General features: G+C 64.7%; 17 protein-coding genes, 1 tRNA gene and 1 pseudogene. 11 read left to right on the top strand and 8 right to left on the bottom strand.

The window, feature by feature from the left end:
* The first annotated feature begins 215 nt into the window (after nt 1-215).
* From tnpA to ACNS88_RS15580, 4 genes are all read left to right on the top strand, one after another.
* Nucleotides 216-605 (top strand): IS200/IS605 family transposase, encoded by a 390-nt coding sequence (tnpA, locus tag ACNS88_RS15595; RefSeq protein ID WP_435099547.1) that lies wholly within the window; start codon nt 216-218, stop codon nt 603-605.
* Nucleotides 602-1,837: an RNA-guided endonuclease InsQ/TnpB family protein gene (locus ACNS88_RS15590; RefSeq protein WP_435099544.1), complete on the top strand. Its 1,236-nt coding sequence runs from the start codon at nt 602-604 to the stop codon at nt 1,835-1,837. The genes tnpA and ACNS88_RS15590 overlap by 4 nt, the downstream gene beginning before the upstream one ends.
* A gap of 182 nt (nt 1,838-2,019) precedes the next feature.
* Entirely contained in the window at nt 2,020-2,907 is an 888-nt protein-coding gene (locus tag ACNS88_RS15585; protein ID WP_435099541.1) for an NOP5/NOP56 family protein, read from the top strand.
* Entirely contained in the window at nt 2,904-3,542 is a 639-nt protein-coding gene (locus tag ACNS88_RS15580; RefSeq protein ID WP_435099538.1) for a fibrillarin-like rRNA/tRNA 2'-O-methyltransferase, read from the top strand. The genes ACNS88_RS15585 and ACNS88_RS15580 overlap by 4 nt, the downstream gene beginning before the upstream one ends.
* A 41-nt stretch (nt 3,543-3,583) precedes the next feature.
* On the opposite strand, the gene ACNS88_RS15575 is transcribed toward ACNS88_RS15580, so the two are convergent.
* Entirely contained in the window at nt 3,584-3,970 is a 387-nt protein-coding gene (locus ACNS88_RS15575) for an ArsR/SmtB family transcription factor (protein WP_435099535.1), read from the bottom strand.
* 95 nt (nt 3,971-4,065) lie between these two features.
* On the opposite strand from ACNS88_RS15575, the gene ACNS88_RS15570 reads away from it, so the two are divergent.
* Complete coding sequence (locus tag ACNS88_RS15570) at nt 4,066-4,752, top strand: DUF7509 family protein (RefSeq protein ID WP_435099532.1); 687 nt, start codon at nt 4,066-4,068, stop codon at nt 4,750-4,752.
* A gap of 18 nt (nt 4,753-4,770) precedes the next feature.
* Here ACNS88_RS15570 and ACNS88_RS15565 read toward each other — a convergent pair whose 3' ends face one another.
* On the bottom strand, nt 4,771-5,079 hold the full coding sequence (locus tag ACNS88_RS15565) for a cyclin family protein (RefSeq protein WP_435099529.1): 309 nt from the start codon (nt 5,077-5,079) through the stop codon (nt 4,771-4,773).
* Between the two features lie 111 nt (nt 5,080-5,190).
* Here ACNS88_RS15565 and ACNS88_RS15560 point away from each other — a divergent pair, with 111 nt between their 5' ends.
* From ACNS88_RS15560 to ACNS88_RS15550, 3 genes are all read left to right on the top strand, one after another.
* Nucleotides 5,191-5,892 carry an endonuclease III domain-containing protein gene (locus tag ACNS88_RS15560; protein ID WP_435099526.1) on the top strand — a complete coding sequence of 234 codons (702 nt, stop codon included), beginning with the start codon at nt 5,191-5,193 and terminating at the stop codon, nt 5,890-5,892.
* Nucleotides 5,893-5,943: 51 nt separating this feature from the next.
* Nucleotides 5,944-6,516, top strand: a complete 573-nt coding sequence (locus ACNS88_RS15555) for a phosphatase PAP2 family protein (protein WP_435099523.1) — start codon at nt 5,944-5,946, stop codon at nt 6,514-6,516.
* Between the two features lie 85 nt (nt 6,517-6,601).
* Nucleotides 6,602-6,686 (top strand) — tRNA-Leu (locus ACNS88_RS15550).
* Between the two features lie 225 nt (nt 6,687-6,911).
* On the opposite strand, the gene ACNS88_RS15545 is transcribed toward ACNS88_RS15550, so the two are convergent.
* The 3 genes from ACNS88_RS15545 to ACNS88_RS15535 form a co-directional block, all read right to left on the bottom strand.
* The gene (locus ACNS88_RS15545) at nt 6,912-7,814 is read right to left on the bottom strand and encodes a hypothetical protein (protein ID WP_435099520.1); all 903 of its coding nucleotides are present in this window, start codon (nt 7,812-7,814) and stop codon (nt 6,912-6,914) included.
* Nucleotides 7,815-7,966: 152 nt separating this feature from the next.
* Complete coding sequence (uvsE, locus tag ACNS88_RS15540; protein ID WP_435099517.1) at nt 7,967-8,866, bottom strand: UV DNA damage repair endonuclease UvsE; 900 nt, start codon at nt 8,864-8,866, stop codon at nt 7,967-7,969.
* 88 nt (nt 8,867-8,954) lie between these two features.
* On the bottom strand, nt 8,955-9,386 hold the full coding sequence (locus ACNS88_RS15535) for a pyridoxamine 5'-phosphate oxidase family protein (protein WP_435099514.1): 432 nt from the start codon (nt 9,384-9,386) through the stop codon (nt 8,955-8,957).
* A gap of 79 nt (nt 9,387-9,465) precedes the next feature.
* Between ACNS88_RS15535 and ACNS88_RS15530 the strand changes: the two genes are divergently transcribed.
* On the top strand, nt 9,466-10,893 hold the full coding sequence (locus ACNS88_RS15530; protein ID WP_435099511.1) for a carotenoid oxygenase family protein: 1,428 nt from the start codon (nt 9,466-9,468) through the stop codon (nt 10,891-10,893).
* Nucleotides 10,894-10,964: 71 nt separating this feature from the next.
* On the opposite strand, the gene ACNS88_RS15525 is transcribed toward ACNS88_RS15530, so the two are convergent.
* A complete protein-coding gene (locus ACNS88_RS15525; RefSeq protein WP_435099508.1) occupies nt 10,965-11,192 on the bottom strand; it encodes a hypothetical protein in 228 nt (75 codons plus the stop codon).
* 228 nt (nt 11,193-11,420) lie between these two features.
* Here ACNS88_RS15525 and ACNS88_RS15520 point away from each other — a divergent pair, with 228 nt between their 5' ends.
* A complete protein-coding gene (locus tag ACNS88_RS15520) occupies nt 11,421-11,600 on the top strand; it encodes a hypothetical protein (protein WP_435099505.1) in 180 nt (59 codons plus the stop codon).
* Nucleotides 11,601-11,714 (top strand): annotated as a pseudogene (locus ACNS88_RS15515) (NADPH-dependent FMN reductase); the annotation flags it as partial.
* A gap of 258 nt (nt 11,715-11,972) precedes the next feature.
* On the opposite strand, the gene ACNS88_RS15510 reads toward ACNS88_RS15515, so the two are convergent.
* Both ACNS88_RS15510 and ACNS88_RS15505 read right to left on the bottom strand, forming a co-directional pair.
* On the bottom strand, nt 11,973-12,428 hold the full coding sequence (locus tag ACNS88_RS15510; protein WP_435099502.1) for a toxin-antitoxin system TumE family protein: 456 nt from the start codon (nt 12,426-12,428) through the stop codon (nt 11,973-11,975).
* 2 nt (nt 12,429-12,430) lie between these two features.
* A complete protein-coding gene (locus ACNS88_RS15505; RefSeq protein WP_435099499.1) occupies nt 12,431-12,958 on the bottom strand; it encodes a DUF7342 family protein in 528 nt (175 codons plus the stop codon).
* Nucleotides 12,959-13,035: the final 77 nt, after the last annotated feature.

The raw sequence follows: 13,035 nt of genomic DNA, 5'->3' as shown, positions 1-13,035 counted from the left end.
ACTTCCTCATTCCTTCCGAAAGATGTCCCGATAAGCCACCGCAGTTACGCGGTTTCTTGCTTAACTGAAGACGGATGATACGAGCGCATACCCCCGTCTTTAGGCGGGGGTCAAGCGGACAATAGCCTACACACCCACCGACGACGCCACAGCTGGATTTCCCACCGTTCTATCGGTAGTATTAAAACTCCAACGTCCCATAGTATGCAACACGGATGAAGACCACACGGCACGCGACCTACAACCTCAACTACCACATAGTGTGGTTGCCGAAGTACCGTCAATCGGTACTCGTCAACGAGGTCGCCAGCCGTGTCCGGTCCATCCTCCACGAAATAGCCGACGACAAAGGCGTCGAAATACTCGACCTCACCGTCCAGCCCGACCACGTTCACCTGTTCGTCAGTAGCCCGCCTAAGAACGAACCGGCGCTACTCGCCAACTGGTTCAAGGGTATCTCCTCGCGCAAGTACAACCACCGATACGCCGACCACGAAGGCGAGAAAATCGGATGGGCGCGAGGATACTACGCAGGGACCGCCGGGCACGTTTCGAGTGAGACTGTCGAGAACTATATCCAGCAACACAAGGAGGGCGATTCGTGACCGAACTCACGAAGACGCTGGAACTCAAACTTGTGGACCCGAACGCCCACAAGCGGAGGAAACTCCGAGAGACGCGAGAAGCGTACCAGTACGCTCTCCAAGACGCCTTCGACGCCCGATGTACCACACAGACCGAAGCGAACGACGTGGTGGTCAACTACGACCTGAGCGGGTACGCGAAGAACGCGCTTAAGAAGTACGTCCCGCAACTCACGACGACGTACAACGCGGGCGAACTTCACGACGACCACCCTGTGCGTTTCACCAACGAGGGGCTACGGCTCGACCACAAGCCCGAGAACGCTATCGAGTGGTGCGTCAAAATCCCGCACCACGAGGACTACCACCTCTGGATGCCAGCACAACCGAATCCCGAACAGCGGGGCTGGCTCGAAGCGTTGAACGCGGGAGACGCAAAGATGGGCGAGAGTCGGCTGTTCGAGCGGGACGGAACGTGGTATCTCCACGTCACCGCCACCCGCGACGTGGAGAAACGCTCCGAGGTGTCCGCCGAAGAACGGACGCCCATCGGAGTCGATATTGGAGAAGCGTCACTCGTCACGGTGTGTCACCGCGACAGGCACGGTTCTCCGACCGCTCCGGAACTGTGGGCCGACGAGGGCAAGACTGTTCGTCGGCTCCGCAAAACCTACTTCACCGCCAAGCGCCGACTCCAGACGCGCGGTAGTGAACGTATAGCAGAGTCCTTCGGTGACGACCTGTGGAACCAGATAGACGACGTGTTCCACCGCGTCACCCGTGAAGTCGTGGACTACGCCGAGTCCATCGAGAATCCCATTCTTGTTCTGGAAGACCTGACGTACATACGAGAGTCGATGGACTACGGCGACTTCATGAATCGCCGTCTCCACGGATGGGGATTCGCCAAACTCCACGCGCAGATACGCTACAAAGCCGTCGAGAAGGGCATCCCCGTCGAAACGGTGAACCCGCGCAACACCTCGAAAGAGTGCCACGCTTGCGGTGAGGTGGGATACCGCCCACGACAGGCGACGTTCAAGTGTACGAACGACGCTTGCTGGATGGGCGAGTACCAAGCGGACGTGAACGGCGCGATAAATATCGCAGACCGCTACCTCAGCGGAGAGAGCTATTCAAGAGAACACACGGATGGCAATGACTCGGCTGAGGATGGGGGGCGTTTGACCGCCCCACAAGACACCCAAGCCGATGCTACCAAGCAAGAGACGCTTGGGACGTATGCGTCTTGAAACCATAGGGCCACGACCGGTCTGAAATCCCGTGGTGGGATTCCCCCGTCTTTAGGCGCGGGAGGAGGTCAATTGTGGATATGTCTGAAGAATTGGATTTCAACAGAGCCACTCTTTTGAAGTAATACACAGGGACAGCCACACCGGGATACATATACGAATTCGAGTCCACAATTCGGTATATGACACACGCCGATGCCGACTCAGGATGGTTTGAATCGGTCCCACCTGACGACCTAGAAGCCGCTCGAAAAGCCATCGACAGCGGAAGCGCAGAATCGCCAAAGGATTGGCCCACAAAGGCCGCTGAGTCTGGCTTTGCGGAGGACAAAGACGAATACTACGATAAACTCCACGAAGCAGCGAATTACGCTACCCGAGAAGTCGTCAAAGAGCGGGAAAGGGCAGATGACCAACAGTTAAAGCATAGTATTCGTGCTATGGACGACTGCGAGCGCACAGCCAACGAGTTGGCCGAGCGCGCCGCCGAGTGGGCCGGGAGCCTCTTCGACGACGCCGAGCCGGGGATCGAGGGCGCCCGCGCCGTGGCGGACCGCGAACCGGACGACGAACTGGAGCAGCGCGCCGTCTCGCTCGCGGCACGCGTCGCCGATCTCGCCGCGGAGCGCGACGCGCTCGCCGAGACGATCGACCGGATCGCCCCGGCGGTGGCGCCGAACCTCGCCGAGATGGCCGGGCCGGAGCTCGCGGCGCGGCTGATCGCGCTCGCCGGCGGACTCGAGCCCCTCGCGAAGAAACCCTCGGGAACCCTGCAAGTGCTCGGGGCGGAGGACGCGCTTTTCGCGCACCTCTCCGGGCGCGCCCCCTCGCCGAAACACGGGATCATCTACACCCACGAGTACGTCCGGAACACGCGACCCGAGGACCGGGGGTCGGCCTCGCGGGCGCTGGCCGGGAAGCTGACGCTCGCGGCCCGGGTGGACCACTACTCCGGGGAGCGCCGCGAGACGCTTCACGAGGATCTCCGCGAGCGGATGGCGACGATCCGAGCGCGCGCGGAGGAGGCGACTCAGGCCGACGCAGAGGTCGACGCGGAGGGCGACGAATGAGTGACCCCGAACTGCCGGCGGGCGTCGAGCGCCGTGAGATCGACGGAGAGACGCGGCTGGCGACCCGCGGCCCGCCCGTGTACGGCGAGCCGACCGCGGACGGGTGGCGCGCGTGGGACCCCGAGCGGTCGAAGCTCGGCGGGATGTTCGAACTCGGCGTCGAGACGGGGCTGTCCGGCGGCGACACGGTGTTGTATCTGGGTGCCGCCAGCGGGACGACCGTCAGCCACGTCGCGGACTTCGCCGGGCCGACGTACGCGGTGGAGTTCGCGCCGCGACCGGCGCGGGACCTCGTCGAGGCGGCGGAGCCCCGCGAACGATTGTTCCCGCTTTTAAAGGACGCGCGCACGCCGACCCGGTACGCACACGTCGTCGAACGCGACGTGGACGCGGTCGTCCAGGACGTGGCGACGCGCGGGCAGGCGGCGGTCGCCGTGCGCAACGCGCAGTTCCTCGCGGACGACGGGCGGCTGGTGCTCGCGATCAAGGCGCGCAGCGAGGACGTGACGGCGGCCCCGGAGACGGTGTTCGAGGGCGCGCTCGACCGACTTCGGGAGGCCTACGAGATTCTTGAGACGCAGCGGCTCGATCGGTTCCACGAGGACCATCTCGGCGTCGTGGCGACGCCGCGGTAGGATATTGCGAGTACGCTGGAAACTCTCGATGCGTCTCGGCACTACACCGCTTCGGCTCGCTCGTTGATTGCTTCGAACAACTGCGGGACGAATGTCTCTGCGAGTGGTGATAGCTCGTAGACCCGCGTCTTTCCGTCTCGGAACTTCCCAACGAGACCCGCGTCCTCTAGAGTGTTGAGATGGTGGTACAGGTCGTTTTGACGGCGATCGAGAGCGTCCGCGAGCTCGCCACTCTCGATCTGACCGTCCCGAGACAGGAGATACAGGAGCGTGAATCTGGTCGGCTCGCCCATCGCTTTGAGTCGCTCTGCCTCGCGATCGAGGTCAAGGGCATCGTTGAGAAGCTCCGATTCGACTTGCTTGTATCCCTCCGGGTGGATCTCCGGGGTTTCTCTCTGGTCTTCGTTTTTGACTTCCCGTTCGCTCATACACTGGTGTTAGACGGGAAGACAGATATACTTAATCGTTATTAAGGCCTAGTCGGTGGTATTGATATACGAAGGGGCGCTGAGACGCTGATACAATGGCTGATCTCGAGACGTACCGAGGGAGATCGGTTCGAGAGATCATCGTCGAATCCGTCCCGTGGGCGAGCGCCTCCGACGTACTCGTCTTCCTGATGGGTCCGTATCGCCTGCTGGATCCGTCGTACCTCTATCCAAACGATGACTATCCGCTACCACCAGACCCGCTAGCCCCCAAAGGTGGTGACGCTGCATCCGACAAGATACAGGCTACACTCAGATCGATCTGTCGAGAGGTCTCGGCGGAAACCCAAGCAACGGTTTTCATCGCCAGCGACGTCGATATTCCGACGAAACAAGAGGTCACGACCGAAGAACTCACAGAACCCGGAATGGCGGTGATCGATCAATCGGTCGCGTTCGCGAACGCAAGTGACGGAAACGTGTTCGTCTTCACGAAAGCCGGTCTCACGACTGGGGCCGGTGCCGAAGCGGGCGCAGTTCCGGAGTACTTCGGACTACGAGAGTCCGATACACGCCAACGAGATCCGAGGACGTTCTGTATCTTTTCCGAAGCAGAACGGAGCAGCGGGAAGCGAAAGACGTACGAGCCGAAGTTCAGCAGCGCGTCGATCGACGAAATGGACGACGCCTACAGCTTGCGCTTCCGATATTTCGTCGATCGAGACGAACTGGAAAGCAAGCTCATCGATTTCATCGAATCGTACGTCGTCCCGATCTCGTAGACGGCCGTCGCAACACCGCTACCACGTCGGCGGCGAGAAGCCGGCGTCTTCCAAGATCGGCTTCCACCGCTTCTGAACGGAGAGCCGCGAGACCTCCATCGCGTCGGCGACGGCGGACTGCGACCGCTCCTGGCCGCGGATCAGCGCGGCGGCGTAGAGGCTTCCGGCCGCGGTGACCCGCTTCCCGCGGTCGTCGTCGGGGGCGCGCGACAGGAACAGATCCGTCGCCGTCGACAGCGTTTCCTCGTCGAGGTCGAGCGTCGCGCACGCGTCGTCGAGCCGGTCGAGCCACGCGGCGTTGTCGACGCGATCACTCGCTCGGTACATGCCCCGCAGTTGGGCGCACCGGTTTAAAAAGCCCGCGCGACGGCTCACGCGGAACCGGTCGCGAGTCGCCCCTGTCGCCGCCCTCAAGTCTGCGCCGCCCGTATGCCGGGTATGTCGACACACGCGTGGACCGAATCGCGGGTTCGCGAGCTTCACGACGAGTTGGTGTCGCTGTACGAGCCGGTAGATCGCGTCGCCGAACACGGCGCCGACCCGACCGCCGAGCCCGGCGAGGGGGTTCGACAGCTGGTGACGACGATTCTCTCGCAGAACGTCGCCGACGCGAACACGAGCCGGGCCGCGGCGGCGCTGTTCGATCGGTACGACGACTTCGCGTCGATCGAGGCCGCCGACCACGAGGAACTGGAAGAGACGATCCGCGTGGCGGGGCTGGCCAACCAGAAGGCCGCGCGCATCCAGCGCGCGTTGACCGCGATCCGCGAGGAGACCGGCGGGGCGTACTCGCTGGCGTTCCTCGACGCGATGGCGACCGACGACGCGAAAGACTGGCTCACCGATATCAAGGGCGTGGGACCGAAGACCGCCAGCGTCGTGTTGAACTTCCACTTCGGGAAGCCGACGATGGCGGTCGACACCCACGTCGAGCGCGTCTCCAAGCGGTTCGGGCTGGTGCCGGAGTTGGCGTCGAATCAGGCGGCCCACGACGCGTTGGACGAGCAGGTTCCCGACGAGCTGATCTACCCGCTTCACGTGCTGTTGATCCGACACGGTCGCGAGCACTGCTCGGCCCGCGGCGCCGACTGCGACAACCCGGTGTGCGAAGCGTACTGCGACTGCGAGTTGTGCCCCTGAGAACGGGTGTACGAGCGCCTATGGTCCTCCGGCCGATACGGTCGGACGACCATGCACGCGCTTATCGGCGAGGCTCTGAGCGTCGTCCGGTGGGTCGACCGGCTCGCCGCCGAGTTTGTCGCCGCGATCCGAACGCCGTTCCTGACCGAGATGATGACATCGATGACCGGCCTCGGCTCCGTCACCGCCGGCGTCGTGTTCGTCGGGCTGTTCTACCTCGCCGGCTGGCGCGAGGAGTTCGTCAAGAGCGTCGTCGCGCTCTCGCTGCTCGGCGTCGTCGTCTGGGTGCTGATGACGCTCGTCGAGCGACCCTTCCCGCCGAATCCGGTCTGCGTGACCGACGGCGACGCCGGGACCACGAGTTCGTTCCCGTCCGGGCATTCGGCCGCCGTGACGGCCTACACGGGAATCGCGTGGCACTCCGACGAGCTCCCCTTCGCGGTCGCGGCCGGCTTCGCCGGGCTGATTTCCTTCTCTCGGGTCTACCTCGGCACCCACTACCTCTCGGACACCATCTTCGGGATCGGGCTCGGAGTCGCCGCGGTGCTGTTCGCTGAGTGGCTCCTCGGTCGAGTCGGCGAGGAAGCGATCATCGATCGGCTCCCGTTCGATACGGACCTCTGAGGGGCGGTGGCAGGTGCGGCCGGCGTCGCAGTTGTCGACCCCGTAGCGACAGGTATTTTTGAACCACCCGGGTACCATAGGTCGCGCGCGGGTTGCCGAGCCAGGCCAAAGGCGTAGCGCTTAGGACGCTATCCCGTAGGGGTCCGCCGGTTCGAATCCGGTCCCGCGCACTGAGCGAAGGAGCGTCGCGACTGACCGAGAGAGCAGGAGCGGATTTGGACCCTACCAGACGCGCGCAGCGAAGCGAGCACGTCTGGTTTCGGTTCGAACCCGGTCCCGCGCATACCGTCTCGAACGAACGCGAGAGACGTGTCTGCGCGCGGCATTCTGTGCCTACCAGACGCGCGCAAATAGGGGACCAACGGAACGGAAAGAACGGCGCGCAGAGATCGAGGTTACCACACGCTGCCCCGATACTCGAACTGCATGTGGTCGATCGTGTCCGGTGGAACGCCCATCTCCGCGAACATGTGGCGGAAGACGGCGCGAACGTCGTCCTCCGCAAACGTCCGGGACGCGCGGGTCTGCGCGTCGACCTCGACGCCGCCGTGATAGTCGACGTGCACGCGGTACGTGTACCCGTCCGCCTCGTGAGTCACGGTCGCCCGGGGGAGAACGAACTCGATACTGCCGATCTTGCCGTCCGCCGCGTAGTACTCGCGTTCGTGCCAGCCGGACCCGGGCGAGGACGTCGCGTTGACGGTGGTCGCCTCCGCCGTCAGACTGTCGTACGTGGCCCGGAACGCAACCGGCTCGTCGATTTCGATGCTCGGCGTGCCCGCTCCGGGTTCGGTGGGGTCACTCGTCCGAACATCCGTTTTGAGTTCCTCGACGTAGCGCTCCGCTGTGGCCTCGTCCATCTCGAACAGCAGCGTGAGCCGATCGACGAGCCACTCGTCTGGCGGGAGGTCGTCGACGGTGAACTCGTCGGGGTTGTCGTCTGCGAAGAACGTCACGACGGTGGTTCCCTCGGCCGCGTAGAACGTCGCCCACAGTCGCTTCGTCTCCGAGTGGTCGAACGTGACTCTGAACGCCTCGTACTCCGGTCCGAGTTCGGCGTCGAGCTCGTCGATACCGTCAGGGTGGAAGCCGCTCGATCCGACGCGCTCGACCGCGTATCCGGCGGCCTCACTCCGGGTGAGAACGTCCTCGTACTGAAGGTCCGACACGGTCACGCCGTCCGAGGAGTACGACGCCACGTCGGATCCGATCAGCACCCCGGCGAAGACCGCGTACGCGGCGAGGCCGACGACCACGACCCCGACAAGCGCGATCGCGACCCATCCCAATCGGTTCATACTGACTGACATGTCCTGCGACACAATAGCTGTATCGTCGGCACGATCGGCGGCGGTACCCTCCAAGCGTCGCTCCACACCGACGACCAGGCGGTCAGCGAGTGGGCCGCGGAGCCGTGTGCTGCGCCTCCCGCTATCCGGATACCGTCAGGTCACCCGTCGCCGTCGCGGAGCCGCAGCACGGCCCGCTCCTTTCCGTCAGCCTCGATCATGACGTCGGCGTTCGCCCGGAGCCACGCCGGGAGGTCCGAGACGAACTCAGCGTGTGCCTGCGGTCGAGATTTCTGATCGCGAAGCCGCGCCGGCTCCGAGTAATGCGTCATCGGTCGAACGTCGCCCCACGTGTCGGCCGCCAGCTCGAACCCCTCCCGGTACGTGTAGCCGCGGTCGGTGAACGAGTGGTGGTGATAGTCGAAGACGACCGGGACGCCGGTCGGCTCGCCCACTAGGTCGACGAGCTCCGGCACGCTCCACAGGCTCTCCTTGTCGTCGTTCTCGACGGTGAGCCGCGCTCGCGCGGCGTCCGAGAGGCCGTCGACGAACGCCCGGAAGCGCTCGGCGGTCGCCTCGATGTCGCCGTACGTCGCCCCGATATGGACCGTGATCCCGTAGTACGGACTCACCGGAAGGCCCAGCAGGTCGAACCAGCCGGCGTGGTACTCAAGCGCCGTGCGAGCGCGCTCGCGGGTCTCCGCGGAGTCGCTGGCCGGCTTGCACCAGTAGTCCGGGTGGAACGTGAGTCTCATGTCGGCCTCGGCGATGAGGTCGCCGCAGCGACGCGCGAGGCGGCGGATCTCGTCGTACTCGGGCAGTTCCGCGAGGTCGAACTGCGAGTTCCACGGGATCAGCGACGAGGTGCAGCGGTAGAGCCGAATGTCGTGGTCGCGATTCCACGCGAGCAGTTCGTGGAGGTCGGCGAGGTTCTGCCGCGCGAGCGTCGAGACGTACGAGAGCCCTCGCTCCTCGAACGTCCCTTTCTGCATGCCGCGCGTACAGCGCACGGGCGTGTCGCGGTCGCGCAACGTCCGGTTCAGTCCCGGGTAGCCGAGCATTATCACCGGTTACGTCCGCGGCGGCTTTACTCGTCCGGGAGCGGCGAAGGAACGGGGCGTGCGAGACACCCAGACCCCGAGCGCCCCCCTACTGACCGACTGCCCGGCCGGACCGCTCTGCGACCTTGAGCACCCAGACGTTGGGGTTCTCTTGGAGGTCGTGTTCGGCGAGGAGGGTCGACTGGTACGCGTTGTCGGTCATCGCGTCGCGGGCGGCGTCCCACTCGTCGGGGGTGACTCGGTCGATCGGGCCGGAGACAACCACGCTCCGCCACGACCCGTCGGAGCCGACGTCGTACGTCGTGAGACTCGCCACGTCCGACTGGTCGGCGTACGTCTCCTGCCGGAGATCGGTCGTTGTACCGACGAACAGGAAGAACAGCCGACTGTCGCCGTCGTACCCGAACGACAGGGGGACGCCGTACGGCACGTCGTCGGCGCTCATCGACAGGATACCGATACCCATCTCCATGCCAACCAGTGGTCGAAGCTCCGAATACGGTCCGAGTGTGTACAGCATCGCATAAGGTCTGTCAATAGGTAGCATGAACCACGTGAACTTGCCGTAGTGGTAAACGTGTGGACGACGAACTGGCTCCATGGACCCCGGATGGCGGCTCGGCTTCCAGACCCAGCGCGAGGAGCTCCGAGACGTTGCCCTCGACGCGACGGCACCGTTTCCCGACTGGCTCGACGGCACGCTCGTCTGCAACGGGCCGGGACAGTTCGAGGTCGGCGACACGGACCTCACCCACTGGTTCGACCCGCTGGCGATGCTCCGCGGGTTTCGGTTCGACGACGGGGCCGTCAGCTACACCAATCGCTTCGTGCGGAGCGAGGACTTCCGCGTCGCTCGCGAGCACGGCAGCATCCGGCGCTCGCTTCCCGGGACGCCCGCCGACGACTCCGCAGTCGCACGGCTGTATCGAGCGCTGACCGGCGCGTTTCAGGACAACCCGTCTATCGGCGTGGTGGGGCTCGGCGATCGGCTCTACGCGGTCACCGAGAGTCCGATCGGAATCGAAATCGACCCCGAGACGCTGGAGACGGTCGGTCGCCGCGACCTGACCGCCGGCCTCGACGCTGACACCACCTTGGGTCACACGCACGTCGAGGACGGAACGCAGTGGGGATTGGCGGCCGATTTCGGTCGAAAGAGCGCGTACACCCTGTTCCGTCGTGACGCCGGTGACGCGCCGACACCGATAACTCGGCTCGTCTTCGACTCGCATCCCCCGTACATCCACGCGTTCGCGCTGACGGAGCGGTACGCCGTCATTCCGGCGTCGACCGTCGGCGTCGACTTCGGTCGGCTCTCCCGCGGGATCGCTCGGGGCGCGACGTTTCTCGACGCGATTGCGCCCCGCGACGCCGAGCCGTCGTTTCACGTGGTCGACCGGGCCACCGGCGAGCACGTCGCCGCCGTCCCGGCGGACCAGTTCTTCATCTATCACTTCGCGAACGCCTACGAGGACGGCGACGAGGTCGTCGTCGACGCGGTGGCCTATGAGGACGAGACCGCGGTCACCGGCCTGACGCTGTCGAACCTCCGGAGCGACGAGCCGGACCTGCCGCGGGGCGACTTCGTCCGGTTCCGGCTCCCGCTCGACGGCGGCGGCGTGCGACGGAAGCGACTGCTCCGTGGCCCCGTCGAGTTTCCAACGATCAACTACGGTCAGCGCAACGGCCGGGCGTACCAGTACGCGTACCTGGCCGCGATCGATCACGGGAGTCTCCCGACGGCAATCGCCAAGGTCGCTCTCGCCGGCCCGACGACCCGGACGTGGTCCGAGCCCGACCTCCATCCGGGAGAGCCGTTGTTCGTTCCGGCCCCGACGCCAAACGGCGAGGACGACGGGGTGTTGCTCTCGCTCGCGCTCGACACGCGCGCAGAGCGCTCCGTGCTCCTCTGTCTCGACGCCGCGACCATGACCGAGCGGGCGCGCGCCGTCCTCCCGCATCGCCTTCCGTACGGGTTCCACGGCCAGTACTACGGATCGAGCGATCCCGGTCGGTCGATGGCCTAGGGCGGTTCGGCGGCCGCTCCGAGTGAGGCGGGTCCGTCGCTCGGGACCGCGCCGTCCGGTCACACCGTTGCTCAGTCTCGCTTCCCGCGTGACGCGTCGTCGCCGTCGTCGCCGTCGTCGCCGTCGTCGCCGTCGGTGCCGCCGGCCACCAGCACCCCGTATATCATCGCGACCGGAATCGCCGCCCCGAGCGCTCCCATGGGAATCACCAGCGACGACGCCTCGGTCACCACCACTAACGCGACGGCAACCGCGGCTGCGGTAACTCCAACGAGAAGAACGGTGCCGGCTCTTCGCATGTTCGCGTGACAGTCGGGGACTCGGATGTTTGTGTCGTTTCGCGTTCCCGAAGGCAAACGGGTGTCTCCCCTCGCGTCACAGCCGACCGGACGCGAGTTGACGCCGAGAACGAGCCGGAGCCACTGCCGTCCGAGCGCTGCCGGCGTCCCACAGAGCAGCCGCTCTCAGAGCGCTGCCGGCGTCTCTCGGCCAAAACCCACTTGTCCGCGGTTCGCCTATCACGGATAATGGACTCACGCGACGCGGAGGTGGTGATCGAGACGTGGCAGATCCGGGACCGAGCCCTGCCGCGCGTCCCGCCGAGCGGGTGGGCGATGACCGACCGGCTTCGTGAGGCGGTGTGTCTCGCGGTGGCGTGCGCGGTCGACGAGGTCGAGACGGTCGGCGGCGCGAAGGTGGCCCGGTAGATGGCGGACGGGACCCTGCTCGGGATCGTCGGCAGCGTCTCCGCCGGCTCCCGAACGCGGACCGCCGTCGAGGTTGCGCTGGACGCGACGGCCGACCGAGACGGCGTCGAGACCGACGTGCTACGCCTCGCCGACTACGACCTCGACACCGCCGACGGCGATCTCCGCGAGCGGCTCGCGACTCTCGGCGAGGCGACGACGCGGGCGGTCGTTCGGAACTCGCGCCACCCCGGCTCCGGATGACGGTGGAACGCCCGCCGGAGGTCGCTCAGTCTGGCTCGCGCGTCGTGGGACATCTGTCCGAAGGAGAAGCGATGAGGCTACTTAATCATGGTCGATGGCTCACAGAGAACCGAGCGGAAACCCCTGACTTCATTCTTGAGAGGACGCCGACCAGAGTGACTCGATCCGCTGTTCGATCGCTTCGAACACGGTTGAGTAGATCTCGAGTGGATGGAGCGACGAAAGTTGGAGATCCGAGATCGTAGCGCCTGTCGGCGGTTCGTGAAAGTGTAAGCGAGTGTTGTGCGTGTTCGGGTGTCGGTCCCAGCGACACTCCCAGTGGCCAGTATCCCGAACTTCGATGTAGTGTACTGAGAAATCGTCCGTTTCGAACCATCGGATATCGATCCGAGCCGCAGTCACCGACTCGGGGTATCGTTCCGCGGCGAGCGACGCACGAAGGAGCCGCGGTTCATACGGATCCGGGTCGAACTGAACCTCAGCAACCAGCGGATCGGACGACAGCCGTCGCTCAAGCAAGCGCAACGTCTGTCGATCGGGAGGGCCAGTCGACCCGGATGCCGAACCCCCTGCAGAGGGATCCATATTCAGGCGGGGATCAGGTGGCCGTCGTTCTCGGAGAGCTGGCGGGCAAGTTCGTACAGTCGGATATCTCGAATGACGCCCTTCCACTCGCTCACCGCGGTCATTCGGTCGTGGATCGTCTCGTGGTCAGCGGCGTCGAACACGGAGACGGTGTTCGGGTCGGCGGTTCCGAACCGGTCCTCGTAGTCGGAGCGCCGTTCTTCAAGCGTTGCCACGCGATCGACGATCTCGTCGACGGAGAGATCAGCAGCGATCCGGCTCGCGTCCTGCCATTCGAGATAACCGCCGTTTCGTTCGTACGTCGCAGGACGATTCTCCCGATTTGCGCGGGCAATACCCATCTCTGTCAACCGGTTAAGATGCTTTTTCGCCGCGTTCGGAGAGCAGTCTGCAAGATCTGCGATATCGGTGTACGCCGTCGGCGACGTGAGCCCGAGCACAACATCGTAGACACGCCCGAACGTGTCTGTCCCGTCCTGCCACCGAGACCGATCAGTCCCGGACTCCGGTGCCGGATCGAACTCGTTCATACTGTCGTCCACGCGCCGGCCATCAATATATCTTTGTATCGCGCATATATATGAGACAGACGGCGGCGAAATGGTTG

The organism is Halorubrum shenae (genome assembly GCF_051194165.1).
Lineage (GTDB): Archaea > Halobacteriota > Halobacteria > Halobacteriales > Haloferacaceae > Halorubrum.
This window is presented reverse-complemented; position numbering and strand designations above follow the sequence as displayed.

What these genes read in the sequence shown, in the direction of transcription:
- tnpA (WP_435099547.1), top strand. Translation starts at nt 216, where the DNA reads ATGAAGACCACACGGCACGCGACCTACAACCTCAACTACCACATAGTG.
- ACNS88_RS15585 (WP_435099541.1), top strand. Translation starts at nt 2,020, where the DNA reads ATGACACACGCCGATGCCGACTCAGGATGGTTTGAATCGGTCCCACCT.
- ACNS88_RS15580 (WP_435099538.1), top strand. Translation starts at nt 2,904, where the DNA reads ATGAGTGACCCCGAACTGCCGGCGGGCGTCGAGCGCCGTGAGATCGAC.
- ACNS88_RS15575 (WP_435099535.1), bottom strand. Translation starts at nt 3,970, where the DNA reads ATGAGCGAACGGGAAGTCAAAAACGAAGACCAGAGAGAAACCCCGGAG.
- ACNS88_RS15570 (WP_435099532.1), top strand. Translation starts at nt 4,066, where the DNA reads ATGGCTGATCTCGAGACGTACCGAGGGAGATCGGTTCGAGAGATCATC.
- ACNS88_RS15565 (WP_435099529.1), bottom strand. Translation starts at nt 5,079, where the DNA reads ATGTACCGAGCGAGTGATCGCGTCGACAACGCCGCGTGGCTCGACCGG.
- ACNS88_RS15560 (WP_435099526.1), top strand. Translation starts at nt 5,191, where the DNA reads ATGTCGACACACGCGTGGACCGAATCGCGGGTTCGCGAGCTTCACGAC.
- ACNS88_RS15555 (WP_435099523.1), top strand. Translation starts at nt 5,944, where the DNA reads ATGCACGCGCTTATCGGCGAGGCTCTGAGCGTCGTCCGGTGGGTCGAC.
- ACNS88_RS15545 (WP_435099520.1), bottom strand. Translation starts at nt 7,814, where the DNA reads ATGAACCGATTGGGATGGGTCGCGATCGCGCTTGTCGGGGTCGTGGTC.
- uvsE (WP_435099517.1), bottom strand. Translation starts at nt 8,866, where the DNA reads ATGCTCGGCTACCCGGGACTGAACCGGACGTTGCGCGACCGCGACACG.
- ACNS88_RS15535 (WP_435099514.1), bottom strand. Translation starts at nt 9,386, where the DNA reads ATGCTGTACACACTCGGACCGTATTCGGAGCTTCGACCACTGGTTGGC.
- ACNS88_RS15530 (WP_435099511.1), top strand. Translation starts at nt 9,466, where the DNA reads ATGGACCCCGGATGGCGGCTCGGCTTCCAGACCCAGCGCGAGGAGCTC.
- ACNS88_RS15525 (WP_435099508.1), bottom strand. Translation starts at nt 11,192, where the DNA reads ATGCGAAGAGCCGGCACCGTTCTTCTCGTTGGAGTTACCGCAGCCGCG.
- ACNS88_RS15520 (WP_435099505.1), top strand. Translation starts at nt 11,421, where the DNA reads ATGGACTCACGCGACGCGGAGGTGGTGATCGAGACGTGGCAGATCCGG.
- ACNS88_RS15510 (WP_435099502.1), bottom strand. Translation starts at nt 12,428, where the DNA reads ATGGATCCCTCTGCAGGGGGTTCGGCATCCGGGTCGACTGGCCCTCCC.
- ACNS88_RS15505 (WP_435099499.1), bottom strand. Translation starts at nt 12,958, where the DNA reads ATGAACGAGTTCGATCCGGCACCGGAGTCCGGGACTGATCGGTCTCGG.